We start from the raw sequence: 26,673 nt of genomic DNA on the forward strand, positions 1-26,673 counted from the left end.
ACCTCAAGGTCAGTCTTGGGCGTGAATCTACCATATTTTCATGCGTGGTGGTGCACGCAGTGCATGATGACTTCGTTGGGGAAACCGAGGAACAGTGGCACGTATGGCACGTCACCACCTCTCATCTCCTTCAGGGTCTCGATCGCACGGTTAAAGTCATCACGAGCGATCGTTTGAAACACCTCTGGGTTCGTCAGCCGGAAGCCTAGTGTCCCCAGTTCCAGCTTGAGGATGTTGCCGAGTACTGGCTTTGCTGTCACCACGGGCGGCTGTGAACTTAGATCAGAGCGTTCAATGGCACAGTCTGTGACTAGAAGTTGTGTACGCCGTAAGGTGATCGTGTTTAGCAGGCGTTGACTCATCCTTGTCCCCCTCAAAAGTTCGTAGCCCTGCACAGCTCAGTACGCGGCTACGAGGGCGGGAAAGTGAGGTGGCTGAAGTTCACAGGATGTAGAAGGAAGCCACCTCTTAGCCCGCTGCTACACATGTTAACGCTCCTGACCGACTATACGCACGTTGGGGTTTTAGAGCGGTTTCGCGCTGTGTGCAAGAGTATGTCTGCTCTCTTGGTTCTGTGGGCAAAACAGACGGCACGTCGATCAACAACACGCGGTCGGTTGGGTGTGTCACCCTTCCAAGCCAAGTTCACCTTGCTGACTGGAGGCATCGGCGTGCCCATTGCGAAAACGCACCACTAGACCATGTTCAACATCCCAGTCGCATTCGGCGAACAGCAGAAAGGTTGGTGTCGTAATCTCCCCGTGCGGCGGCACTTCAATATACGACGGTTGCACCGCTTGCCACACGTCGATCGACGCTGACAAGAGTGGCATCGCCTCATCGCCGATCAGGTCACGATACACCTCATAATTTTGCACGACGGCTGGTGCCGCCAAGACGAGTACATCGGGCGGTAATGTTAGTGCAAGCTGTACCGCTTCACGTTGCACTGACGACAGTGTGCGTGTGTCAGCGTCCTCAGGTTCGATCTGCACAGGTATATCCACACCATTGAAACGCACACGACGTTCAAGCCTCCAATGGGAGCCGTCGAAGTGCATCGGACCAAAATCGCTATCGTGGAGTGTCATCATGAGTCCCTCACAAGCAAAACATCATCCGTCACGCCTTCACAGACGTTGCTCAAGGGGTCTTCCTTGTACGTCATCGGTCTACCGCCCACGACAATGGGCTTGCCTCGGTACTGCGGGTCATCACGCTGCTCCACGGAGGCAAAAAAGGCATCCATGTCGATGTGGATGATCTTACGCTGCACCACCATCGTGTCGCCAAACGGGTTGCTTTCAGTTTGCGACTCCAGTTTAGCCGCTCGCCTGGAGTGATCGTAGGCATGACTGGCACGGTAGGAAGACCGACAGCAATAACCCAAGACAGGCTCACCCCGTTGATGGCATTGCTGAAGTTCCCGATTCTGCGCTGACTCTACTTGAGGATGTAGCCAGTACAAGTGCGACTGTCCATAGTAGCCAGCGTTCATGAGGCTAGCAAAGAGCCATTCCATGACAGCTTGTATAGTCTCTACTGCCACCCCGCTCTCAATATTGCCCAACACTGTTGATCGTTGGGTGCGTCGGCGTGGGTTCAGATAGCAGCGTCTGCAGTTTGGCGTGCAGGCGATCGCGACGAGCTTAGGCATGGCGATCGCCGGACAGTGGATGGCGCAATGCTTTAATGGTTCTGGCTTCAAGCTATTTAGTTGGACATTGTTGCACGTGCCGTCTCATCGCAGTCTCTTGAGAGATGTCAAAGCCCACATTACTGACATTCCCAACCGTGATTTGCGACCCACCTTGCTGTAACGTACTGCTTTGAAAATTGGGATGAGTCTTCTATAGTTTGGAGTACGCCACCCCAGACTCCCCCAGAGAAGCTCTATGATTGCTCTGCCTGGTATTGCTATCCAAGACACGATCTACGAAAGCTCAGCCTCTCTGGTGTATCGAGGCAGAAGAGACGATGGGCTGGCAGTTGTCATCAAACTGCTCAAACAAGATTATCCCTCTCCTCAAGAAATTACCCGCTATAGACAGGAATATGCCATTACCTGCTCCCTCAAGCTGGAAGGCGTAATCAAGGCGTACAGCCAGCAGGACTATCAACGCACGCTCGTGATCCTTTTAGAAGACTTTGGTGGAGAGTCTCTAGAGCGATGGATGCAGCAACGCTCAGACTTCTGTCCAATGCCCTTAGCCAGATTTCTCCCGCTTGCCATCAACTTGACAGAGATTCTAGGCAGCATCCATGCTGCCAATATCATTCATAAAGATATTAATCCTGGCAATATTGTTTTCAATCCAGAGACTGGCATTGTCAAAATTATTGATTTTGGGATTTCCACCCGCTTTAACCGCACGAATCCATCGTATAGAAGCCTACATGATTTAGAAGGAACTCTCGCCTACCTGTCTCCAGAGCAAACCGGGCGCATGAGCCGCTTGCTCGATTACCGTACCGATTTTTACTCGCTAGGTGTCACGTTCTACCAACTGCTCACCGGACAACTGCCGTTTCCCACAATGGACATGCTGGAACTAGTCCATTGTCATCTTGCCAAACAACCAATTCCGCTTCATGAGCTGAATGCAGGCATCCCTCAACCTGTTTCAGACATGATTCTGAAACTAATGGCGAAAAATGCGGAGGATCGTTATCAAACTGCTTGGGGCATTAAAGCGGATTTAGAATTCTGTGCTCACCAATTAGAAGAAAGTGGTCAGATTGATCCCATTCAACTGGGGCTTCAAGACATTTCGGAGCAGTTTCAAATTCCTCAGAAGCTATATGGGCGCGAGGCAGAGATTAAAACGTTATTGGCAGCGTTTGATAGAGTCGCAGCGGGAAATAATGGGAAGATGGGGAGTAAAATTGTCTCCGTGTCCCCGCGTCCCCATCTCCCTGCATCTTCAGAAATGCTGCTCGTTTCTGGCTATGCTGGCATTGGTAAATCGGCATTGGTGCAGGAACTTTATAAACCCATCACGGCAAAGCGTGGCTATTTTATTTCGGGTAAGTTTGACCAATTTCAGCGCAATATTCCCTATAGCGCGATCGCCCAAGCCCTACAAAAATTGGTACAGCAATTGCTGGGTGAGCCAGAGGAACAGGTCCAGCAGTGGCGATCGCAACTTCTAACAGCGTTGGGAAGCAATGGGCAACTCATCATTGACGTGATTCCGGAAGTTGAGCTAATTATTGGCAAGCAGCAGCCCATAACCGATGTCGGCGCAACAGAAGCTCAAAATCGTTTCAATCGAGTCTTTCAGCATTTTGTTCGGGTGTTTTGCTCAAAGGAACATCCGCTTGTACTCTTTCTAGACGACTTACAGTGGGCGGATTCAGCAACACTCAAGTTAATTGAGCTCATTATGCTGGATGAGCAAGCCCAATCTCTTTTTTTAATTGGAGCGTATCGAGATCATGAAGTAAAGCCAACCCACCCACTGGCACTAACGCTGGAGCGGTTACGCCAACAGGGGGCAGTGCTTCAGGAGATTGTTCTGGCACCCTTAAGGCTGGAGCCGTTAAGCCAGTTGCTTGCTGAGACACTACATCGGGATGTTGACTCCGTTCGTGCTTTAGCTGAGTTGGTGCTGTGTAAAACCGAGGGAAACCCTTTCTTTGTCAACGAATTTTTGCGGATGCTGCATAGCGAACATTGGTTGACCTTTAAGGCTGAGCAGCGAAGCTGGCAGTGGAACATGGCGCAGATTCAAGCCCAAAACATCACTGCTAATGTGGTGGAGTTGCTGCTGACTAAGTTGAAGAAACTACCAGCGGTCACGCAGCAAATCCTCCGGTTAGCCGCTTGTATCGGCGCTGAATTTGATTTGGAGACATTAGCGATCGTTTGTGAGCAAGCCCCTAAAGCGATTTTTGGGGCTTTACTGACAGCAGTACAAGCTGGATTGATTCAGCCTCTCTCCGAATTAGATGAGAACTTGTTAGTTCAGGAGTATAAGTTCTTGCACGATCGCGTGCAACAAGCCGCCTATGCCTTAATTGATGAGTCGCAGAAACAGGTTGTTCATCTTCAAATCGGTCACGATCTGCTCGAAAAGACCTTACCAGAGCGACTATCAGATCGTCTATTTGAAATTGTGGATCATCTTAATTATGGAATTGAGCTAATTACCGATCAGGCAGAACGAGATGAAATTGCCAAACTGAATCTATTGGCAGGTCAGAAAGCAAAAGCCGCGATCGCTTATGGCACGGCAAAAAACTATTTAGCGACAGGCAGAGAATGGCTAGCAGCCTCTAGCTGGCTAACAAACTATGATCTGACATTAGAGTTGTATTCAAAAGCAACAGAAGTCGCCTATTTACGTGGTGAGTTTAAAGATGTAGAACAGTGGGCAGAAGTCGTTCTACAAGAAGCCAAGACGGTTCTCGATACCGTAAAAGTTTACGAAGTCAAAATTCAACTCAATATGGCACAGAACCAGCCATTAAAAGCAATTGATACGGCATTGCAAGTTTTGCAGCAACTAGGAATTAGTTTTCCTGAAACACCCAGTCAATCAGATATTCGCCTTCAGATAGACACAATCACATCTCTCTTTGCCGAGAAATCAATTGAGGATTTAATCCATTTGCCAGAAATGACCGAACCAGACAAATTGGCGGCGATGCGAATTTTATCTGGAATTTCGATTGCGGCTTATATTGCTGCACCTGATCTGATGCCTCTCCTTGCAGCTAAACAGGTCACCATGTCAATTCAGTATGGTAATACGTTTGTGTCTTCTTTTGCCTATGCCATCTTTGGAATGGCTCTTTGTGGAAGGGGCAGAAACATTGAGTCTGCCTACCAGTTTGGGCAACTTGGTTTAGGGATATTGTCACGGTCGAACGTCCATTCCCTTAAAGCTAGAACTTTGAACATCATAAGCAACTTCATCATCCACTGGAAAGAACATAATAGAGAACTTTTGAAGCCTTTACTAGAAGCCTATCAGGGCGGACTAGAAACGGGGGATTTTGAGTTTGCTGCCTACAGTGCTTATAATTACTGCTTCCAAGCCCTGGTGATCGGAAAAGAACTCATGTATGTTGAGCGCGTGATGAGCACATACAGTGAAGCAATCCGTCAAATTAAGCATGAAATAGCACTCAACTGGATTCAAATATTCCAACAAACTGTCTCAAGCTTGATGGGGAATTCGAGCAATTCAACTCGTCTAATGGGCGAATTCTACAATGAAGAGACTGAACTACCACGACTTCAAGCTGCAAATGATAGAAACTCAATCTTCAAAGTTTATTTCAACAAGCTTTTCCTGAACTATCTATTTTCTAAGTACACTCAAGCCGTTGAAAGCTCAGTCGTAGCGGAAGGTCATTTGAGCTATGTTGCAGCACTACCTCTTGTACCACTATACAATCTCTATGATTCGCTAGCAAGGCTCGCAGCTTATCCTGAAAGTAATGTCCAAGCGCAGCAGGAAGTTCTGAAAAAAGTTGCGGTTAGACAAGAGAAAATGAAGCAATGGTCACATTCTGCGCCAATGAACTGTTTGCATAAGTATCATTTAGTTGAGGCAGAGAAGGCACGAGTCTTGGGTCAGTTACTTGAGGCAGAAGCGTTTTTTGAACAAGCGATCCAGGGGGCGAAGGAAAATAAATATATCCAAGAAGAAGCTTTAGCCTATGAATTAGCTGCTAAGTTTTATCTAGAGCGTGGCAGGTCAAAAATTGCTCAAACCTATATGAAAGAAGCTCACTATTGCTATGAACGCTGGGGCGCAACGGCGAAGGTCAAAGATTTAGAGACTCGTTATCCACAGTTTTTCCCTCCGTCATCCAGCGTAGCTTCCACGCCAATTCATACGGCTTTTGGAACCACTTCTAGCACTTCACTTATCGCTTTTGATTTGACGACGGTACTGAAAGCATCCCAGGCAATTTCGAGTGAAATTGAACTGAATCAGTTGCTCCGTTCTTTGATGCAGATCCTAATCGAGAATGCTGGTGCACAAACCGGATGTCTGCTTTTGGAAAACTCAGGAGAATGGGCGATCGAGGCTGCCTGTGAATTCAATGATGATGAGAATGGCTGTGTAACACGGGTGCTGCAATCCATCCCAACAGCAAATTGTTTACCAGAATCAATTATTCACTATGTCATTAGGACTCATAAATCTATCCTCTTAAATGATGCGACTCGTGAAGGCAATTTCATTAATGACCCCTACATCCAACGCAACCAGACCCGCTCGCTTCTCTGTTTGCCACTGCTGAATCAAAGTAAGCTCGTCGGCGTGCTCTATCTAGAGAACCAATCGGTGACTGGAGTCTTTACACCAGAGCGATCGCAAGTTTTGCATTTACTATCGACTCAGGCAGCGATTGCGATCGAAAATGCCAAACTCTACTCAAAGCTCCGCGCTAGCGAAAGTCAGATGACTCAATTTCTCGAAGCAATTCCAGTGGGAATTGGCATAGTCGATGCAGCAGGTCGCCCTTATTACGCCAATCAACGGGGCATTCAACTCATGGGCAAAGGGATTGATCCTTCTATCCCACCCGATCAAATTGCTGAGGCTTATCAATTCTATGTGACCGGAACAAATCAAATCTATCCGACAGAGAGACTGCCAGTCATTCAGGCGTTGAGCGGCGAGCATGCCACGGTTGATGATATCGATATTCGGCAGAACAATGCAACCATTCCGGTTGAAGTGTGGGGCACTCCTGTGTTTGATGAGCAGGGCAATGTTGTTTATGGGATCGTTGCGTTTCAAGACATCACAGAGCGCAAACAAGCAGAGAAACTATTAGCCGATTATAACCAAATATTGGAACAACAAGTCACTGAGCGAACGTTGCTCCTGTCTCAGGAGATTGAAGAGCGCCATCGCGTTGAGTCCGCCCTGCGACAGAGTGAAGAACAGCGCAGACTAGCTATGGACGTTAGTTATATTGGCACTTGGGACTGGAATATCGTGGAGGAGACAATAGAGTGGAACGATCACCATGTCCGACTACTGGGGTTGGTTCCCGGTGAAGTTGAGAGCAGCTATCAGGCATGGCGCGATCGCGTTCATCCAGAAGATCTTCCTTGGGTTGAGCAAGCTATAGCAGCAGCTCTGGCAACCCATACCGATTATGAAACTGAATATCGAGTAGTTTACCCAGATGGTAATGTCCATTGGTTGATTGCCAGAGGCCGAGGCATTTATAACGCAACTGGACAGCCCGTGCGGATGTTGGGGGTGATGCTTGATATTAGCGAACAGCGAAACGCTGCACTGTGTGCCGAGCATGCTTCCATTCTGGAAGAACGTAACCGGATGGCGCGCGAAATTCATGATACGCTCGCTCAATCCTTCACGGGTATTTTGCTCCAGGTCGGAGCGGCGACACAAGTACTGGCAGATGACTTGAACGTCACGCAGGAACATGTGGAGATGCTGGAAATGATTGATGAATTGGCACGCGCTGGGCTGGCAGAGGCACGTCGATCAGTCGCAGCACTCCGTCCCCAGCTCTTGGAAGAGGGCAATTTACAGAGTGCCCTTCAGCGTCTCGTAATTCAGATGAGAGCTACTACTGATACGACTGTGATCTACGAAAGTAAAGGCACGATCTATTCGTTGCCTACCGAAGTAGAAAATCACCTGCTACGGATGGGACAGGAAGCCTTAACCAATGCCATCAAATACGCGGATGCTGGCGAAATTAGAGTTGAGTTGGTGTATGAAGCGGCGCAATGTCTTTTGCGTATTAAAGATAATGGACGGGGTTTTAGTGTGGGTAGTATCCCATCAGGTAGCGGCTTTGGCTTACTGGGCATGAGCGAGCGTGCAGAACAAATAGGCGCACAACTGACAATTCAGAGCCAACTGGGGCAGGGAACAGAAATTGTTGTCACTGTAAATCGAGAGTGAGCATCACGATGAGCCAAGCTACTACAATTCGGGTGCTGATTGTTGATGATCATGCCATTGTCAGAAAGGGATTGGCAACCATTATTAACCGTGATCCAGAAATGACAGTGATCGCTCAAGCTGAAGATGGGCAGCAGGCGATCGACCGCTTTCGGGACTATCAACCTGATGTCACGCTGATGGATTTATCCATGCCTCAAATGGGAGGGGTGGAGGCTATTACGGCAATCTGTGCTGCATTTAAGCAGGCTCGGATTGCGGTACTCACAACTTACGATGGTGATGAAGATATCTATCGCGGCTTGCAGGCGGGTGCTCAAGGCTATCTACTTAAGGATGCTAAACCCAACGAGCTTTTGAATGCGATTCGCACTATTCATAGTGGTCAAAAGTATGTGCCACCAGCCGTTGGCGCAAAACTATTGCAACGGATGAGCCATCCGGAACTGAGTGAACGGGAGCTAGCAGTACTCCACTTGATGGCGCAGGGGATGAGTAATGCCAACATCGCGATCGCTTTAACTATCGGCGAAAGCACCGTCAAATCGCACATCAATCGACTGTTAAGCAAGCTGGGCGTGAGCGATCGCACTCAAGCCGTCATTGTTGCGGTTAAACGCGGGCTTGTCAGTTTATAAGCTGTACTTGGCATTGAGCCGAGATACGTGCGAAAGTTTATCATATGGGTACTAAAGTTTTGCTGAGTAAGGCTTTCAGCGTTTGGCTCACAACATAGCTATTTTTGTCGGATAGCTGCTGTTCGAGCAGAAGGGCGACGGTAGAATGCGGGTTTCGGGCGACGAATCAAGCAGAAATTAGGCCGTGTACTAGTCGTCTTGCATTAGTACAAAGGCCAAAATAGTCCAAACCTTCATTAGACAAGGCTTTCAGTGGTCAGGACTAGAAGCGAAAAGGCTAAAATGCCTATCTAGTTTACGTTTCAAGCGATATGACCAAAAATCGCACGTATCTCGGCTCAACCCCCTACTGATGTCATGCAAGAGCAGGGACGATCGTTTGAATGTGGTGGCGAATTGGAGCCAGACAGTAGATTCTTTGTGACTATGCAGCAGCAAGCTCTTGGCACTGGCGAACCATGCGGACCCGCAGCATCCCTTGACAATTAGCAGCATCCCTGCCAGACATGCCATCACCGAGCGCTACTTGGAACAAATTTTGACCATTCTACGGCGCGGCGGTATGGTTCACAGCCAGTGAGGAGCCCGTGACGGCTATACGTTGACCGGCGAACCCCGGCAGATTAGTTTGCTGGAAGCGACTGCCCTGATGGATGGCACACACAAACCCTGCGAACAGACGTTACTGGTAACACCAGAGCGCAGGTATTGAATCAAACCTGGCAGCAAGCAAATGTGCTTTCACAGCAGACAATGAGCGATCGACTCAGCAGTACAGCAACGAGCCTGGATAATCCAAGCTGGTTTCGTCATAGCAAGTTAACGGGTTATAGTGGGGAACTTGCACGCAAACAATGGTTGCTCGACCACGAGCGCTTAAGCCGCATGAAACAGCAACGCAACGACTGATGGTCATCCTGTTGCACGAGTTGATCGATCGCCTTTTAAGGTCAAGGTTTGAGGAGACGATCGCTCAGGTTAATCAGCTCCTGCTGCTGATAGTTACAGCGAAAAATACAGCGTTTGTGGTTTGCATGATGCAGTTTGGCACACTTCATGGCTCTGCGTCCGAACCAAGATTGGTATAGTGCGGACGCTGAAGCCATACCCATTGGTGGCACACAGACATATAGCCAGAAGGCTGTCCAGTTCTGGGCTGGCAGCGCTGAGGCAAAACTGCGAGCAGGGTTCATGCCGAAGCCGGAAAGGGGGGCTTCAAAGGTGACGTAGAGCATCACCAAACAGCCCGCAAAGAGACCCGTGTAGGGATTGAGCTTCTTGTGGTTACTGGTCAACAAAACCATCATCATCATGATGAAGGCAATCACTAATTCACCCAGCACTGCGCCCATCCAACCCAACCAACCCGGCACGGTGACAACGTAGTTAACAGGTGGTTGTGTAAACAGGTTGCCAAAGAGCAACGCTACCAAAGAAACGCCAGCCAAGCCACCCAGACATTGAAACAAGATGTAAAAGATCGCATCCTGGCGCTTGACTTTACCAGCACGGTAAAACGTGAGCGTAATCGCTGGATTCATATGGGCACCGGATTGTTTGCCCCACGGAGAATAGATGAGCGCGATCGCAGTTGTTCCCATTGCCACCCCAATCAAAAAGCGGCGTAGATCGGCATTGGCGATCGCCTGATGCACAGGGGAGCTGGGAGACTCAAACAAGATTGTAAACACACCAGCCGAAACCATAAAAAGACCAAGTTCTGCGGCTTCCATCAGGTATTCTGGCAGATGCTTTTTAAGGGTCTCCATGCTGACCTCCCGGTGTGTCGCGGTTGACAGTCCGATGTTCCACATTCTGTAGAATCATGGCAGCGACCAGACCCGTCCAACCCGTTTGATGGCTGGCTCCCAGACCCGCACCATTGTCCCCATGAAAATATTCGTGGAACAGAATGAGATCTTTCCAATATGGATCGGTTTGGAAGACGTCCAGATTGCCATAAACGGGACGTTTGCCCGCTTCATCTGGCTCGAAGATGGTGACTAAGCGACGGGACAGCTCGATCGCGACTTCTCGCAGCGTCATTTCCTGTCCAGACCCAATCGGACATTCCACTTTGAACTCATCGCCAAAATACTCGTAGAAGCGCCAGAGCGCCTCAATGATGAGATAATTCACCGGAAACCAGATGGGACCGCGCCAGTTAGAATTGCCGCCAAACAGACCCGTAGTCGATTCGGCAGGCTCATAGCGCACGCAGTAATCATTATTGCCTTCATGTAATGTGTAGGGCTGCTCTAGATGAACTTTAGAGAGCGCCCGAATGCCGTGAGGGCTAAGAAACTCGTTTTCATCCAGCAGGTACCTCAAGACGCGCTTAAGCTTTGCGCCATAGACGATCGCCAGCAGGCGTCTGGCTCCCATCCCGGGCGTTTCCATACACGCCACTTTATTCTTCAGTTCGGGACGATTGCGGATAAACCAATTCATCCGTCGCTGGAAGCCAGGAAACTGCTTGAGCGTGTCTAATTCCAGCACCGTCACGGCAAAGAGCGGGATTAAGCCCACCATTGATCGCACTTTTAGTGGAAACTGACGCCCATCTGGTAAGTGCAGCGCATCGTAGTAGAAGCCATCTTCATCATCCCACAGGGCAATCTTCGTATCGCCAATGCCATCAATGGCATCCGCAATGTAGAGAAAATGCTCAAAGAACTTGCTGGCAATATCTTCGTAGGCATTGTCTTCTTTCGCCAGTTCCAGCGCGATCGCCAGCATGTTCAAACAATACATCCCCATCCAGCTCGTCCCATCGGCTTGATTCAGATAGCCGCCAGTGGGTAATTCTTTGCTGCGATCGAACACCCCAATGTTATCCAGCCCCAGAAAGCCGCCCTGAAAGACGTTGTTGCCTTCCATATCTTTGCGGTTGACCCACCAGGTAAAATTCAGCAGCAGCTTATGGAAGACGCGTTCGAGAAATTGGCGATCGCTGCGACCATAAAACTTTTGCTCGACCTGATAGACCCGTAACGCTGCCCACGCATGCACTGGGGGATTCACATCACTAAACGCCCACTCATAGGCAGGCAGTTGACCGTTTGCCTGCATATACCATTCACGGGTGAGGCGATCCAGCTGCAATTTGGCAAAGTCTGGGTCAAGCACCACTAACGGAATAAGATGGAATGCCAGATCCCATGCCGCAAACCAGGGATATTCCCATTTGTCAGGCATGGAAAGAATATCTTCACTGAACAAATTTGTCCAGTCGCGGTTGCGTCCTGCCTTCCGTTCGGGTGGCGGCGGTGGTTGGTTGGGATCGCCATGCAGCCAGTCATGCACCACATAGTTGTAATATTGCTTGCTCCACAACAGTCCCGCAAACGCCTGTCGCTGAATGTTGCGCTCTGCCTCCGACATCGGAAAGGGACAAAGGCGATGGTAGAACTCATCCGCTTCTTGTTTGCGAGTGTGGAAAATAGCATCAAAAGCAGCACCCAATGGATCACTTAATGTTTGTTGATCAGACAACCGTAGGCGGATGGTTTTGGTTTCTCCTGGTGCGAACGTTAAGGGGTAACGGGCTGCAAATTTGGTGCCGATGCGATCGACATTAATCGCATGCTGCTTACCATGCACCAGATAATCGTTGATACCGTCTTTGACATAGGGTGATGGATTGCTCGTGCCAAACAGCCGTTCGTAATTCGTTTCGTTGTTGGTCAAGAGCAACTCTGCGCCCGGTTCACAGTAGAGCCAGTGAGTACCCAGCGTGGGATGGTCGGCTTCCAGCACGCTCACTGGTGTATCAGCAATGACTTTAATGAAGGGGACTTCCATCTCAGGCTGCCAATCCCACAGGTTACGAAACCAGAGGGTGGGTAGGAGATGCAGGGTAGCGGTTTCGGAGCCTCGGTTGGCGATCGTCACCTGGATCAAAAGATCTTCGGGTGTGGCTTTCGCATATTCCACGAAGACATCAAAATAGCGATTGTCTGCGAAAACCCCTGTATCCAACAGTTCAAATTCGGGTTCAAATTTGCCCCGGCGACGATTTTCTTCTACCAACTGTGTGTAGGGAAATGCCTGCTGAGGGTATTTATACAGGCATTTCATGTAGGAATGAGTGGGCGTACTGTCTAAATAAAAGTAGTACTCTTTGACATCTTCGCCATGATTCCCTTCACTACCCGTTAAACCAAATAAGCGCTCTTTCAAAATGGGATCGTTGCCATTCCACAGAGCGATCGCAAAACACAAGCGCTGACGGCTATCCGAAATGCCCGCGATGCCATCTTCACCCCAACGGTATGCCCGCGATCGTGCCTGTTCATGTGGAAAATAATCCCAGGCAGAGCCATACGGGCTGTAGTCTTCGCGCACCGTGCCCCACTGCCGCTCACTCACATAGGGTCCCCACCGCTTCCAATAAGCAGTGCGTTCCCGATCTTCCTGCAATCGCTGTTCTTCTGGAGTCATCATTACTACTGCTCCTGATAGTTCCAGAGCAAACCACCATCCACAAAGAAGGTTGTGCCCGTTACATAATCGGCTTCCTCGGATGCCAGAAACGCAACCATCGACGCCACATCACCCGGTTTCCCCAAGCGCCCTAGTGGAATGTTCTGTAACAGTGCGCCCAACTTTTGGGGATCATTCAGGAGTTTGGTGTTGATGGGTGTTTCGATCGCCCCTGGAGCCACATTATTAATGGTGATTCCAAGCGGGGCAAGTTCGATCGCCAAATTGCGCGTCAGCATCTTCAATCCACCTTTGCTCGCACAGTAAGCAGCAAAGTGAGGAAAGGGTAGTTCTTCATGGACTGAGCTGATATTAATGATTTTGCCAGGACGGTTCGCTTCTCTCAAATGCTTCACAAGGGCTTGGGTTGCAAAGAAGACTCCTTTGAGATTAACGTTCAAGACCGCATCATAATCCGCTTCGGTCACGTCCCAGAAGTCAGCATTTTTCTCGATTCCGGCATTATTCACCAGGATATCCAGTTTGCCAAAATGGGCAATGCTATCTGCAACCATACGCTGCACATCCGCGATCGTGCCCAGATCTGCCTGTACAGTCAGACCTTCGACTGAGTCACAGTGCCCCTCGACCATGTGGCAACGACCACCACCTGCTGTTTTGACTTTCTCCAGCGTTTCTTCCGCACCTTTTGGATTAGAGCGGTAATTAATCACCACATCGGCACCTTCTTGAGCCATGCGGATGGCAATGGCTTGTCCAATGCCCTGACTACTGCCAGTGACCAAGGCTACTTTACCGTCGAGTTTCATAGGTTTCCTGATTAGTTTTGAGTTTTGAGTGATGGCATTGGGCTATGAGCGCTTACCATTCCTGGCTACTTCAAACGATCGATCAAATGGTCACCCACTCGCAGCGCATTTGCAATAATGGTCAACGTCGGGTTGACGCCAGAGTTTGATGGAAAGAAGCTGCCGTCCACCACATACAGATTGTCAATGTCATGGGTGCGGCAATTGAGATCCAGTACCGATGTGGTGGGGTCTTCGCCAAAGCGACAGGTGCCGCACTGATGCCCCACCACCTGAATGCCTGTGTTGTTGCGCGGATAAATGCCGTGGTGCAGTCGCACATTTTCGGCACCTTTGTCGATCGCCTTCAAGACCTCTGTCCAGCGATGGATCAGGCGATCGCGAGCTTCGGTATTATTAGGCGTGTAGTTTAAGTGCAATTTATCTCCGTCGACCCATACTCGATTGTTAGGATCAGGTAAATCCTCCGTTTGCAGCCACCATCCTGTCGAGTGGTTGGCAATTTGCTGTAGTCCAAAACCGGGCACCAATTTTGCCAGGGGAGCCAGCAAGGGCGGCGCTCCGGCTGGGATCATATCTCCGAGCACGTTACCCGTGTTCTGCACTTCGCCCATAGGGTACGGAAAATCCGGTTCGCCCCAGTAGAAATCGTTCAGGCAAATGGTTTTTTGATACACATCTGGATTGGGCGTGACACTGAGCTGCACCATTGCGGTCGTCAGGTGTTTCATTAAATTGCGCCCAACTTGATCAGAACGGTTGGCAAGTCCCGTTGGATGCTGGTCGTTTGCCGATCGCAACAGCAGTGCTGCCGAATTGATCGCGCCACAGGCAACCACCACAATGTCACCCCGGAACAGGTGAGTCTCTCCACCCATTTCAGTTTCGACACCTGTAATCGCTCGACCCGATTCGCTTGTGTGCAGACGTAACACTTTCGCCTCGGTTTTAAGCGTCACGTTGGGAAATTCCAGCGCTGGTTCAATCCCATTCACTTCTCCATCCGCCTTAGCGTGAAGCAGACAAGGAAAACCATCGCACGTATCACAACGAATACACGTACTGAGGGTGCGATCGACCTCATTGAGCTTCAATCCCAGCGGCAGATGGAAGGGATGTAAGCCTTGTTGGGCGATCGCCTCAGAAAGCTGCTGCATACGCGGCTCATGGTTAACAGGAGGATAGGCATACTCGCTACTGCGGGGTGGTTCCGTGGGGTCTTCACCCTGCTTGCCATGCACATCGTAAAGGGTCTCCGCCTGAGTGTAGTAAGGTTCAAAATCGGCGTATTTGAGTGCCCAGGCAGGCGAAATGCCGTCACAATGTTCCACCGCCTCAAAATCTTGCTCTCGTAAGCGCAGCAGAGCCGCACCATACACTTTGGTATTGCCCCCTACCCAGTAGCTCATTTGCGGGCGAAAGGCTTTCCCAGTGCTGTCATACCAGTGGTCTGACGTATGGTAGCGCTCTTTGACATACACTTCAGTGGCACTCCAGTTTGCCTTTTCTTTGGGTAAGTAAGTCCCTTGTTCCAGAATCAGAATTTTCTTGCCAGTGGAGGCTAATTTGTATGCCAACGTGCCGCCACCGGCCCCTGTACCAATGATAATCAGGTCATAAGCTTGCTCATCACTGACCACGATCGCTCTCCTCCTTGTTTGTTGCTTTGCTTACTAACTCAGGCAAAAGAACCGTCTCAGTCACTAATGCCACATGGTTCCAGACCAGCTTTCTACTGGTTGAGCTGATGCGAATTTCATCAATAACGCTACCAGAGGGTTCTGAGTAGCAGGTGAGTTAGGCTTTAAAGGCAGGTGAAAGTGTTCACAGGCAAATACATGCCACCATTGTATGGAAAGCTCCGTCATCCGTGTTGCGGCGGAGATGATTTACCTGCGATCAGTCACATCAGCATTGATGAGCAGCTGTGTCGCAGCAGTAGTAGACGGGATTTTTGGCATGACCCCTCGAAAAGGTATATTCCACATTGAGACGGCCGAGTCTCAATGTGCGGATGAGGCTACCTTCGTACCATCCAGATAGCGATACACACTGGACTTCGGGTTCTGTCGCAAGCATGATACGCTGGGGAGGCTCAATTTTCTCCCATCTCATCCAAAATGGCTTCCCAATCCCTGTTTAAGTGGTGTCACTTTCTGCCAGAGATCAGCCTGCTGAACGTGCGGTAGTCTTGCCGTTAGCCCTTAAGCGATCGGAACCTGGAAGCGATGATGGCAGAGCAAGGAGTCGAAGTGGATCACTCAACGATCAACCGATGGGTGTTGAAGTATGCGCCAGAAGTGGACAACCGCATTCCACCCCATTTGCATCCGACGAACGATTCCTGGAGGGTGGACGAGACTTATATCCAAATCAAAGGTGAGTGGCAAGATTTGGATCGAGCTGTGGACTCAAAAGGCAACACCCTTGACTTCATGCTGAGTGCCAAGCGGGATCGTCAGGCAGCCGCACGCTTTTGCCGCAAGGTACTCAAAGCCCAGCACACGCAAGCACCACGAGTGATCACCGTCGCTAAAAATCCTGCTTACCCAGCAGCAATGGAAACGCTGAAGGCAGAGGAGACGATCGCGGGTGAGACCGCATTGAGCCAGAGCAAGTATTTCAACCATCTTGTTGAACACGACCATCGCAACATTAAGCGCATTGTCAAGCCAATGATGGGTTTGAAGTCTTTCAACAGTGCGAGCAGAACGTTACGTGGGATTGAAGCGATGCAGATGATCCGAAAAGGGCAAGTGAAAGGAATCAGTCAAGGGGATAGCGTCTCTCAAGCAAAGTTCATCAGCGAAATCTTTGGAGTAAGTGCTTAAGACAAGACGATTGGTGCAGATCGTCTGTCACCTTAAAAAGTTTGCGACACAACCGCCAGGGGTTCCACCCCTGCACCCCGTCCTAACCAGTATGGCTGTAGCTATAACTGTTGCTTTAGCGCTAACCATGCGGCGCGAAAGAAGTAATCTAACTCGCTAACTGACCAAATGACTGGATTGAGCGCTTCTTGGAAAACCTGAAAGCGTTGTTTGGAAAGGCTTCTATGCTTCAGCTCTGGTTATTGTTGAAGCAAGCCTTAAGTGGCCAACTTAAGTGGCTGAATGTCCTGGAGGTTTTGAGTCAGCCAGGCTAAGGTTGTTGAAGTGGATACAGCGTCCGTTTTCCATGCTGAGTACCTATGCATGACGCGAAACGAGGTTGTTCCACTGACCTTACCTGGAGATGAGCCCCCGTGTTTTTCAAACATCGCGGTATACCCCACCGTTCTGGTTCTTCAACGGCCTGTTCCGCTCAACTTCACAGCGTTTCATCAAGTGCGATTGCTCTCGTCGATCGCAAATCTCGTGCTACTGTCCCCAGGCAGGGAGTGACATCCTCTCCACTCACAAGAGCCTCTTTAGTTTCATTCTGGAGGCTTTATTCTATGTAGCTACAAAGGATTGGTATTACAATCATGACAACATAAGCATTTACAGTCGCTCATACCATCAGCTTTCTCTTGCAGTAATTACCTCTTTCCATTCCGTCACGATCGCTAGCTGTGCCGTACTCGCTGCTCCAAACTCAGGAGAAATCATGAAGCTGACCGTGCTGTTCAATGGTCAATTTTGGGAAGGCGTTGTCGAGTTTGATCAAGAGGGTTACTTGAAAGTGGGGCGACACCTCTTTGGTGCAGAGCCAAGTGATGTTGAGGTGTTGGAATTTGTTTTGAATAACAGCGCTTCGGAATTGATTGACCAAGCGCATTCTGCGGTTACCTTAAGTCCCACAGAAAGTAAGTCAATTAATCCAAAGCGGCGATCGCGGCAAGTGTCGAAAGAAATGGCCGTTCGGGGCCTTTCAACGATGGCTCAAATTGCTTTTCAGAAAGAGTTTGAGCACCGCAAACAGGACGTTAAGCGGCAGTCGAAAGCAGAAGCAGAAGCCAAACAAGCAGAGAAACGACTATTAATGCGGCAGAAAGCGAAGGCAAGGCATCGTGGGAAAGCGTAACTGCTCTAAAAACAGCACGATTGCTTGTTCATCTGCATGGCAAAGAGCTTGACTTCACAGAAACTTTAAACTGGCATATACATCTTTACATGCTCTTTATGCATTATTTCGACTTTTAATCTCAAAACAAATTACATTAGCAATCAATACAACAAAAATTATTTCCAACAACGGAAATAATTCAAAAGGTAGATAGGCTACTGTCAAAATAATCTATACATTTCACAGGGTTGCATTCTTGCTAGGTGATTTAAATGACTCTAGCTCAATCAGTAAAAATACTGATTATTGAGAGGTGTCAATTTATTCAGGTGATTTGAACATCATAGGCGTTAAAAACCAATTTTGAAGTTGAAGTATGGCTTACCTGTCAGGGTATAGGCGACAAACATAACCGAACAACGGTCTATTTCTTTGGTTATACTACAAGGCTGAAAACATTCTGTTACAAATAAAATTGTAAGATCTTTTACTTTTTGAGTTTTCTACAAAGAGCTTAAATCTGGACTTATCTGCTACAAAAGTGAGCAGAATTTTTATAAGACATTAGTTTAGCAAATTGCTGTTCAACAATTTCCTTAAGAAATGCTTGAGCATGTTGTGTTTTAAATGGTGCTATTTGCTTCTAAGCTTGTACATCATTTAATTGTTGCTAATTTGTGTTCCCTGCTTCAGCTTTATCAAGGCCTTACTTCAGCGTTAATAGATCAGCCTACTTTACTGCTTTTAGAAGACTGTCGTTTGCTTTAGGCCGTAAAGGAGTCGTTGATCGTTGTCAAATTAGTGGGATCAGGACAAGCTAATGACAGAACGAATGGGACGATCGCTGCAAGCCTCGGACGTTGGGATCGCAAAAGCGAACAAAGCCGCCCTCGAATTTGCCCGCAAAGCAGACTTAGCAGAGGAATTAGAAATCTCTCGTTCTACGCTGCAAAAGTTCTTCTCTGGGAAACCCATTGGGCGTGAGAACTTTCATCAGATCTGTCAGCGATTAGGGTTGAACTGGCGCACGATCGCCAGCGGCTCGCCTAGCGTGGGCGACGAACTGGACGTTGAGCAAGCCAGTGAGGAGTCTCCTTACAAAGATGTTGAAGCACTCGTAAAGCTAGTGCGGCAACAAGGAAAGACCTCTATTCAGGCCCAGTGCGGCATCATGCGCGTGCTGGATATGTCGCAGTCGATCGCCCTCAACGATATCTACATCAGCGTCAACATTCTGGAGAGAATCAGCGGACGGCGACGAGTGGGGATGGATAAACTGCTGCAAACCCTGACAACGAAGCAGTTTGACCGTCCCTTTTTAGGCAACGTGAGCGAACGTCGCGTTGCGGGACTGGAAGCCGCCAGTCGATTCAACAAGCTCATTGTGTTGGGGCACGCAGGCGTTGGCAAAACAACCTTTCTGAAATATCTAGCGCTGCAATGTAGCCTGGGAGAATTTAAAGCACAGCAAGTCCCGATGTTTATTTCCCTCAAAGACTTTGCAGAAACGCCAGAGCAATCGACGCTGTTGGAGTACATCAATCAGCAAATCATGCGGTATGAAGTGTCGATCCCACAAGCAGCAGAGCACTTATTGCAACAGGGGAGAATGCTGCTGTTATTGGACGGGCTAGACGAAGTCAAAGAATACGACAGCAAGCGGATCGTGCAGCAGGTGCAGCGGTTTTCAATTCAATTTCCGCTTAACCAATTTGTCATGAGCTGCCGTATTGCCACGCACGAATATACCTTTGCAGAATTCACCGAAGTAGAAGTAGCAGATTTTGATCAGATCCAAATGACGACCTTTGTGCGCCGTTGGTTTGCTAAGAAGGAACCGATGCTGGGTGAACAAGTTGTAGAGAAATTGCGATCGTCTGCTCATCGACCTGTGCAAGAGTTAGCCACCAATCCGCTCTTATTAACGTTGCTGTGTCTGGTGTTTGAAGACTGCGGCGAGTTGCCACTCAATCACCATGAACTTTACAAAGAGGGCTTAGATATTCTGTTGAAAAAGTGGGATGGCAAGCGAAATATTGAGCGGGATCAAGTTTTTAAAAAACTGTCGTTCCATCACAAAGAGGCTTTGCTGAGCCGGATTGCATGGTTGACCTTCAATCAAGGAGCTTACTTTTTTCAGCAGACCGAACTGGAGCAGCAGATCAGTGATTATCTCTGCACGTTGTCTGAGGCCGAGGCTGAGCCCCAAAAAGGGCAATTTGACAGTGAAGCGGTACTGAAATCGATCGAAGCCCAGAATGGACTTTTAGTAGAGCGAGCGCGAGGCATTTACTCATTTTCTCATCTCAGCTTTCAGGAATACTTCACAGCTCGAGCAATCGTTGAAGCCGACTCTGGACGAGAAGCCCTGTTAAGAAAGCTGGTTAAACACATTGTTGATCCCCGTTGGCGAGAAGTCTTTTTGCTCACGGTAAGCATGTTGCGGCAGCCAGACTGCTTGCTGAAGCTAATGAAGCAGCGCATTGATCATCTATCCCAAGACACGCAGCTACAACAGTGCCTTCTTTGGCTCCAGCAAAAATCAGCAAGTGTGTCTGCGCCCTACAAGCCGATTGTGATCCATGCGTTCTACCTGGATCTGGAAGTTGCGCGCAGCTTAAAACTATCCGATCGCCTGCTTGACCTCTCCCGCGCTTTGAATTGCAACCTGACTCACGAACTTGATCCCAATTTGGCGCTGGATTTGGCGCTCGATCGCGCCCTGACGCTGACCGGTCAACTCACCAGCGTGCCTGACCCGCTAGGTACGCTGAACCGCCTACTGAGTCGAGCGATCGCTCGCGTCCATGATCTCGATCCCACGGCAACGACGGGTCTGGCGCACGCCCTGCGGCAAATCAAAGCGCAGCTGCCTCAGCAGTCTCAGGATCAGTCATCCTTTAATCTATGGTGGCAGGAACACCAGCAAGCTTGGACGGAGACCCTCAGAGCGACGATGATTTCGTATCGCAATATCGGTCACAATTGGCAGTTGAGCCCGCCGGAGCAGCACAAATTTGAGCAATACTACACTGCCTGCTGCTTGCTCATCGATTGCTTAAACAACGCTATTTGTTCAACGCAGACTGAACGCAGCACGATCTCCTACAACCACCTGCCCCATCTGAACGAAAAAAAGGGTCTGCGGTCGTCAAGAAGGTGATGGGGAATCGGTAATTGCTTCGCCTTATTTCACTAACCATTGCGTCATTTGCCGCCACGTTGCCAGGTCGCCGTTGCTGGCGACAAGCAGTGCATTTAGATCATCAAAATCTCGGTGAATGCTATCTTTTAAACCTTGTGCTTTAGCTTGGTAGGCTGCAAGTTTTTCTGGGTTTGACTGTCCTTGTAACAGATAGTGCTGGAAGTACTCAAATAAAGCAATAAGCGTTTGAAACGGCAGCACAAGCTGAGGATTATTCAATGAGCTTGCATACGCTTCATAGGTAGGCACATCGCCTCGAATAATCAAATATTCCAGGTAGTTAAGTTTTACAAAAGGATTGTTGGGAAACTGCTCAAGCGATCTTTGCATGAGCTCCAATGAGCGATCGACCTGATGCTGCTTCAACAGCAATAGCGCATACCGCTTCACCGCCCAGGTGTAGGCTGGATTTTGCTGCAAAACTGATTGGTATACCCGTTCAGCGGCATCTAACTGATTGTCTTTCTCCAGAAAGTAAGCGTAGTGCGAAAGCGTCCACAGATCGTCAGCATAGCCATTTTTGAGAGCTATTTGATACCATTGTTCTGCCTGATCCATTAACAGATTGCGCTCTAGAATGTAAGCATAGTAGTCTGCACCCTCGGTACGATCGCCCTGCTGAAACGCCTGCTGTAGATAAAAAAGAGCAGTTTGATATTGGTAAGCTTTTCCGTAGCACTGACCGATGCCGAAATACGTGTCAGCAGTGGGTTGTTGTTGCAGCAGGTAGTCATAGAGCGGCAGCGCAACATTGTAGATGTCTTGATGACGTAAAAACTCAGCAGTTTCGACGATCGTCGAGATCGAATAGGTTTGATACGTCGTCAGAATTGAGTCATAGTCTTTGGCCTGAGCCAGGTTGATCAAAGCGCTGGTTTGAAGGGTGCTACGCATCGCGATCGTTCTCCACTGAAAAGTTGCTGTGACAAAAGAGCCCGATAGTCTAAGAGAATGTTTGAAAAGCCGCGTAGCATTGGCGACTTCAGTCGCAGCGACACAGGCACAAACCAGTTTCAACGATGCGATCGGCGATCGCGTCTGCAAAGCTGTCGTCCCAACCTCTGCATTGGTTCAAAATGATGAATTTACACCGGACAGACTGCCGATCGAGACTGCTGCAAAAAGTGAGCCAGTGTCGCTGCAACCGTTGCTGCCTGCTCAACGTGGACGTAGTGACCCGCACCAGGAAGCGTCACCAGTGAGGCATTGGGAAGCGCTCGCTGCAAGAGTTTGGATTTGCGCGGGGAGATAATCACGTCATCATCTCCCGTCACAACTAGGGCGGGCATCGGCAAGGTAGGCAGCGCAGCGCGGAGATCAGCCTGATTTAAATCCATGAAATCCGCTGCCTCTGAAGCGAGCCGCAGATGTTGAAATTCATTCAGCACCAGTTGCTTCAAATTCTCTGCAATGTCCGGCGCAAAACTCTGTTGCAGTGAGGCGTAGTCCCAGTCTCCGGTGAGCGCCTGCTGCAGAAAATCGGGGTGGAGTTGGATTTGGGCAGAGGTTGCCATCAACACCAGTCGATCGACCCGGTGCGGGTAGCTCAGAGCAAACTGGATACCCAGCAAGCCTCCGGCAGAATGTCCTACGTAACAGACGGGGTTGGTGATCCCTAGCGCGTCGAGAAACGCGTCCAGAAACGCCGCGATGTCGGCGATCGAAGGCAGCACAGTTCCTTCCGAAGCTCCGTGTCCGGGGAGATCGATCGCTACGGGAAAGAGCCCCGGCTCCATTGGCATCGCAAACCAGGCTTTCAGCATCGGTTCCCAGTGGCAACTGCTGCCACCTGCACCATGCACCAGCAGCACCAGCTGATCATCGCTAGAGGAAGGTAAGCCCCAAGGGGCAATATAGCGGGTGTTTAGCCCGCTGCATTGAATGGATAGCATAGGACGTGACGTTAGCATTTCATTACCAGATTGGACAGCATCGTGTTCATCTTGTTGACGGACTCGACGTATTCGTTCTCTGGAACCGACTCTGCCACAATGCCTGCGCCTGCATTCAGGTAGACGCAGTCGCCGTACTGATATGCCGAGCGGATGGCGATCGCCAGATCGGTTTCGCCTTTGCTGTTAATCCAGCCGATTGCGCCTGCATAAAGGCCACGCGGCTCGTCTTCCAGGCGATCGATCCACGCCAAGGCTCGTTCTTTGTTGATGCCCGATACGGTGATGCCAGGAAACAGGACTTTCATCGCATCCCACAACGTTTTATCGGGCTTCAGTTGTCCGCCAACTCGGGACGAGAGGTGCTGCACCGTGCGATACTTCTTCACTTCCATGAAATCGAACACCTGCACGGTGTCTGCCTGGCACACCGAGGCGATTTCGGTCTGCGCTAGCCAGATCGATAGGGCGTGCTCTTTCACTTCTTTGGCATCGGTAAAGAGCTCATTGTGCAGTCGAGCATCTGCTTCGGGGTCTTGGTCGCGTGGTCGCGTGCCTGCCAGTGGATTCGTCACCACAAAGCCGTCTGGGCTCACTTCCATAAAGATTTCAGGACTGAAGCCAACGGCGCAGACATCGCCCATGCGAAGGCAGTAGGAGCGAGCGGCATTGTTGTTGCGAGCACCCAGTGCATAGGTTCCCAAGACGTCCATGTCACCTTTGACTTTGATTGATCGAGAAACAATCGCCTTTTGCAGTTCGCCGCTCTGAATCGCGCCGACGAGCGTTGCCACCTGATGCTGATACTGTTCGCTATCGGCAAAATCAACGACGGGTGGTGTCGCCGTGTATTCCGCTAGTTGCGAATCTGCAGCGATCGCCTTCTGGATTTTCTCTGGCGACTTGAGGCTACGGATATAGATGCCTCTGGGAGTGCTAAAGATTTCGGTTTCTGGCACCGTGAATTGCACGATCGGCTGCTCGATCGCTTTCGAGTATGGGTAGTAGAAACGCGAAACATCAAAGCTGACGTAGCCATAAGCTGTCCAGTTTTCGACGGGCAACTCTGCCAGCAGCGCTTCCACTTGCTTCAGCGGATCCTGCGCCGGTTCCGACTGCTTACGACCCAAATAATTCATTGTCACGGCGGTTGAAGTCACGGTGACATGCGCCAGCGCATCCCCTGCAATTCGCACTTCGTCCCCATCCTGGTACATCACATAGTCGGAAACAACCTGGGCAGACAAAAGATTCTGCAACACAAGCAGCGCATCCTTTTGACCCGGCAAAAAGAGTTCATGATACGCGACAAGATCGGTAGCTAATTGGTACATTGAGTTACTCCTTCAGAGATTCGGAACAATTCAAAATTCAGAATTTTGAATTATGAATTATGCATTATGCATTCGAGGCAGCGTAAGCGGCTAGGGGCTGTGGGATTGGAGCAGACCAAGCTTCAACTCGTTTTCTGATTGCTTGCATCTGGGTACGGGTGTTGCGGTTCAAAAAGGATTCCATTTGCTCAGTCGTCCATTTGCACGCATCGTGCACTTCAAAGGTCTGCATCCAGGTCATCACAACACCTATGTTTTGAGGCAGTTCTTCGTAAGTCCAGTGGATTTTCATGTCCTTAAACGGGAAGGCTTTTTCAATGCGTTCTGCCGTTGCTTGCCGTCCCGGTTTGTCAATAATGCGGCGCGAAACCCAAGTGCGTGAGGGACGATCGCCCTCTGGATACGTCGTCAGGCTAAACACAACTTCGTTGCCCTTGCGTTCTAGTACTTCTGCTTTTTGATATTCGGTAAATAATTCCGTCCACACTTCGATCGCGTTTGTCAGATCAAATACCGTATCGAAATCACGCAGAATCACAATCGAATTTTCGGTGTAGCCAGTCATAGCAGTATGCTCCTAAGTAAAAGTGGGAGGGAAATTATGAATTATGAATGATGAGTTTTGAATTTTGAATGGCGAGTCTTAAATTCATCATTCAAAATTCATCATTCAAAATTCTTCAGTTCACCATTGCGACCGCTCGAACCCAACTGGCATCTAGCCCTTTGACTTTGAGTGGAAAGCAGGAGACCTGAAAGCCGGTATCTGGAAGCTGATCGAGATTGGCTAACCGTTCAATCTGGATGTATTCGCACTCCCGACCGTAAAAGTGAGCGGGCCACAGATGCTCCCGATCGCCTGTGCGCCAGAAATCTTCCAGCATGGTAACGAAGGGGCGATCGAAGCCGTAGGTGTCAATGCCAATAACTTTGATGCCCTGCTGTGTGAGCCATTCGGTGGCTTCGCGGCTCATGCCGGGAGCGTGCGAGAAATATTCGCGCTTGCCCCACAGTTTGTCGGTTCCCGTCCAGAGCAGCACGATGTCTAGTGGTTGCAGCTTGTGTCCGGTGGCATCCAGCGCTACTTGGATGTCTTCGATCGTGATGAATGTTCCTGCGGCTTTGTGCCGCAAATCCAATCGCACTCCGGGCGCAAAGAACCACTCCAGTGGCAGTTGATCGATCGATCGAGCGGGCTTGCCTTCGCAGTTGGGCCCGTAGTGAATCGGGGCGTCGATGTGTGTGCCCATGTGGGTTGGCAGCGTCACGGTGTCAAGCGTGATAAATGCTGCGTCCGGGAAGTCTTGGGGATACAGGCGGCGCGGATCGGCGGGTTGCTTCGCTGCATTGCGAGTTTCGACTTCGTGGCAAAAATGCTTTGCACCCTCAACGTGATCCAAGCGCTCGGTCTGCATCTTCAGCGGCTCCGACGGAGAATTTTCCACTAGAACGCTGAGATCAACCAATCGCTGCACTGGCAACCTCCTTACGCGCAGTCGCGAGGCGAGTTTGAACCGTGTCGATCGCATCCACAGCCTGATCCAGCGCCAGATTTGTATCGGTAATGCCCACGATCGGCAAGGCCAACAAGATGGCAGCAATGATTTCTTCTTTGGTCGCACCTTCGTTCATTGCTCGCTCAACGTGAGTATCAATACCGCGTAAACCACGAGCCGCTGCGAAAATACCCAAAAGAATCAATTCGTTGGTTTTCTCATCGAGTGGCGAGTATTGCTTGACCGACTTTGCCAAATCGAAGAAGCCTTGAGCCACTCCAGGCGCTTCTTTCATCATGTTCTTCATGGTCTTTGCTCCAATAGTAATGGTTACGTTTTAGTGCTTAGTTTTAGTGGTTAGTTTTAAGCGCTTGTCCTGTTAAGCGAACTAAGGGGCTGTAAAGAAATAACGTCATGGACTGTCGGTCAGCCATCAGCGCTCAGCGGTCAGCCATTAGAGAAAAGCTGATCGCTGATCGCTGATCGCTAATCCAAGAGTATGGAGTTATTTTTTAACAAGTCCTAAGAACTAACCACTCATCACTAGCGACTATTCATGAATGATGTGCCCATCCTTGGGAGAGGGTGCTAGCGGTCCGGCGGCGAAGACAACGCGAATTTCTTCATCTCCGGTGTTTTCGATGGAATGTACCGCTCCTTGAGGAGTCAAAACGGCTTCTCCTGGCTTAAACGGCATGACGCCAACACCTTCGATGATGATTTCCCCCTGGCCTTGCAGGACATAGAAACACTCTTCCCCATGCGGGTGAGCGTGGCGCAACACGCGCCCACCCACAGGTACCGTCGCCGTTCCCATGATTAAATGTGTGGACTGCACACTGGTTGGCGAAATCAGTACGTGGATTTCGCCACCCCGGTCTTCGATCGTGGGAACCTCCGTTGCATTCATGACCAGTCGTCTCAATTGTTGGGTTGTCATAGCGTGTAAGTTGAGT

Annotated in this window: 22 protein-coding genes and 1 pseudogene; 9 read left to right on the forward strand and 14 right to left on the reverse strand. The window is 49.6% G+C overall.

What is annotated here, in order from left to right; genetic code table 11:
* Positions 1-38: 38 nt before the first annotated feature.
* The 3 genes from C7B82_RS23270 to C7B82_RS35275 form a co-directional block, all read right to left on the reverse strand.
* Entirely contained in the window at positions 39-362 is a 324-nt protein-coding gene (locus tag C7B82_RS23270) for a hypothetical protein (RefSeq protein ID WP_106259010.1), read from the reverse strand.
* Between the two features lie 264 nt (positions 363-626).
* Positions 627-1,091 carry a DUF6985 domain-containing protein gene (locus tag C7B82_RS23275; RefSeq protein WP_106259011.1) on the reverse strand — a complete coding sequence of 155 codons (465 nt, stop codon included), beginning with the start codon at positions 1,089-1,091 and terminating at the stop codon, positions 627-629.
* Complete coding sequence (locus tag C7B82_RS35275) at positions 1,091-1,657, reverse strand: Y-family DNA polymerase (protein ID WP_245940061.1); 567 nt, start codon at positions 1,655-1,657, stop codon at positions 1,091-1,093. Before C7B82_RS35275 ends, C7B82_RS23275 begins: the two co-directional genes overlap by 1 nt.
* Here C7B82_RS35275 and C7B82_RS23285 point away from each other — a divergent pair.
* The 5 genes from C7B82_RS23285 (at position 1,656) to C7B82_RS23305 (ending at position 9,457) form a co-directional block, all read left to right on the forward strand.
* Positions 1,656-1,820, forward strand: coding sequence for a hypothetical protein (locus tag C7B82_RS23285; RefSeq protein WP_219904659.1), 165 nt, complete (start codon positions 1,656-1,658; stop codon positions 1,818-1,820). The genes C7B82_RS35275 and C7B82_RS23285 overlap by 2 nt on opposite strands.
* Before the next feature lie 75 nt (positions 1,821-1,895).
* Positions 1,896-7,910, forward strand: a complete 6,015-nt coding sequence (locus C7B82_RS23290) for an AAA family ATPase (RefSeq protein WP_106259014.1) — start codon at positions 1,896-1,898, stop codon at positions 7,908-7,910.
* Between the two features lie 8 nt (positions 7,911-7,918).
* A complete protein-coding gene (locus tag C7B82_RS23295) occupies positions 7,919-8,548 on the forward strand; it encodes a response regulator (protein ID WP_106259016.1) in 630 nt (209 codons plus the stop codon).
* Positions 8,549-8,990: 442 nt separating this feature from the next.
* Positions 8,991-9,128 (forward strand): helix-turn-helix domain-containing protein, encoded by a 138-nt coding sequence (locus C7B82_RS23300; RefSeq protein WP_106259018.1) that lies wholly within the window; start codon positions 8,991-8,993, stop codon positions 9,126-9,128.
* Between the two features lie 128 nt (positions 9,129-9,256).
* Positions 9,257-9,457, forward strand: coding sequence for a hypothetical protein (locus C7B82_RS23305; RefSeq protein ID WP_106259019.1), 201 nt, complete (start codon positions 9,257-9,259; stop codon positions 9,455-9,457).
* 41 nt (positions 9,458-9,498) lie between these two features.
* Here the strand turns inward: C7B82_RS23305 and C7B82_RS23310 are convergent, their stop codons facing one another.
* From C7B82_RS23310 to C7B82_RS23325, 4 genes are all read right to left on the reverse strand, one after another.
* Complete coding sequence (locus tag C7B82_RS23310) at positions 9,499-10,317, reverse strand: MIP/aquaporin family protein (protein WP_106259021.1); 819 nt, start codon at positions 10,315-10,317, stop codon at positions 9,499-9,501.
* Positions 10,304-12,994 carry an MGH1-like glycoside hydrolase domain-containing protein gene (locus tag C7B82_RS23315; RefSeq protein WP_281259033.1) on the reverse strand — a complete coding sequence of 897 codons (2,691 nt, stop codon included), beginning with the start codon at positions 12,992-12,994 and terminating at the stop codon, positions 10,304-10,306. The genes C7B82_RS23310 and C7B82_RS23315 overlap by 14 nt, the downstream gene beginning before the upstream one ends.
* Before the next feature lie 2 nt (positions 12,995-12,996).
* Positions 12,997-13,803: a glucose 1-dehydrogenase gene (locus tag C7B82_RS23320; protein ID WP_106259022.1), complete on the reverse strand. Its 807-nt coding sequence runs from the start codon at positions 13,801-13,803 to the stop codon at positions 12,997-12,999.
* Positions 13,804-13,868: 65 nt separating this feature from the next.
* Positions 13,869-15,443 (reverse strand): GMC oxidoreductase, encoded by a 1,575-nt coding sequence (locus C7B82_RS23325; RefSeq protein WP_106259024.1) that lies wholly within the window; start codon positions 15,441-15,443, stop codon positions 13,869-13,871.
* 480 nt (positions 15,444-15,923) lie between these two features.
* Here C7B82_RS23325 and C7B82_RS23330 point away from each other — a divergent pair.
* From C7B82_RS23330 to C7B82_RS23340, 3 genes and pseudogenes are all read left to right on the forward strand, one after another.
* Positions 15,924-16,634: pseudogene (locus C7B82_RS23330) on the forward strand (IS6 family transposase).
* A gap of 757 nt (positions 16,635-17,391) precedes the next feature.
* The gene (locus C7B82_RS23335) at positions 17,392-17,808 is read left to right on the forward strand and encodes a YjdF family protein (RefSeq protein ID WP_106259026.1); all 417 of its coding nucleotides are present in this window, start codon (positions 17,392-17,394) and stop codon (positions 17,806-17,808) included.
* A gap of 802 nt (positions 17,809-18,610) precedes the next feature.
* Complete coding sequence (locus tag C7B82_RS23340; protein ID WP_106259028.1) at positions 18,611-20,953, forward strand: NACHT domain-containing protein; 2,343 nt, start codon at positions 18,611-18,613, stop codon at positions 20,951-20,953.
* 24 nt (positions 20,954-20,977) lie between these two features.
* Here C7B82_RS23340 and C7B82_RS23345 read toward each other — a convergent pair whose 3' ends face one another.
* Positions 20,978-21,889, reverse strand: a complete 912-nt coding sequence (locus C7B82_RS23345) for a tetratricopeptide repeat protein (protein WP_106259030.1) — start codon at positions 21,887-21,889, stop codon at positions 20,978-20,980.
* 57 nt (positions 21,890-21,946) lie between these two features.
* Between C7B82_RS23345 and C7B82_RS34395 the strand changes: the two genes are divergently transcribed.
* Positions 21,947-22,075 (forward strand): hypothetical protein, encoded by a 129-nt coding sequence (locus C7B82_RS34395; protein WP_281259035.1) that lies wholly within the window; start codon positions 21,947-21,949, stop codon positions 22,073-22,075.
* 5 nt (positions 22,076-22,080) lie between these two features.
* On the opposite strand, the gene C7B82_RS23350 is transcribed toward C7B82_RS34395, so the two are convergent.
* The 6 genes from C7B82_RS23350 to C7B82_RS23375 form a co-directional block, all read right to left on the reverse strand.
* Positions 22,081-22,887: an alpha/beta fold hydrolase gene (locus tag C7B82_RS23350; protein ID WP_181357629.1), complete on the reverse strand. Its 807-nt coding sequence runs from the start codon at positions 22,885-22,887 to the stop codon at positions 22,081-22,083.
* Positions 22,888-22,898: 11 nt separating this feature from the next.
* A complete protein-coding gene (locus C7B82_RS23355; protein WP_106259034.1) occupies positions 22,899-24,221 on the reverse strand; it encodes a salicylate synthase in 1,323 nt (440 codons plus the stop codon).
* A 64-nt stretch (positions 24,222-24,285) separates the two neighbouring features.
* Entirely contained in the window at positions 24,286-24,786 is a 501-nt protein-coding gene (locus C7B82_RS23360) for an SRPBCC family protein (protein ID WP_106259035.1), read from the reverse strand.
* Between the two features lie 115 nt (positions 24,787-24,901).
* Positions 24,902-25,696 carry a cyclase family protein gene (locus tag C7B82_RS23365; RefSeq protein ID WP_106259037.1) on the reverse strand — a complete coding sequence of 265 codons (795 nt, stop codon included), beginning with the start codon at positions 25,694-25,696 and terminating at the stop codon, positions 24,902-24,904.
* Positions 25,680-26,024 (reverse strand): carboxymuconolactone decarboxylase family protein, encoded by a 345-nt coding sequence (locus tag C7B82_RS23370; protein ID WP_106259038.1) that lies wholly within the window; start codon positions 26,022-26,024, stop codon positions 25,680-25,682. Before C7B82_RS23370 ends, C7B82_RS23365 begins: the two co-directional genes overlap by 17 nt.
* 243 nt (positions 26,025-26,267) lie before the next feature.
* Positions 26,268-26,657: a cupin domain-containing protein gene (locus tag C7B82_RS23375; RefSeq protein ID WP_106259040.1), complete on the reverse strand. Its 390-nt coding sequence runs from the start codon at positions 26,655-26,657 to the stop codon at positions 26,268-26,270.
* Positions 26,658-26,673: the final 16 nt, after the last annotated feature.

Origin of the sequence: Stenomitos frigidus ULC18 (assembly GCF_003003795.1) — a bacterium.
Lineage (GTDB): Bacteria > Cyanobacteriota > Cyanobacteriia > Leptolyngbyales > Leptolyngbyaceae > Stenomitos > Stenomitos frigidus_A.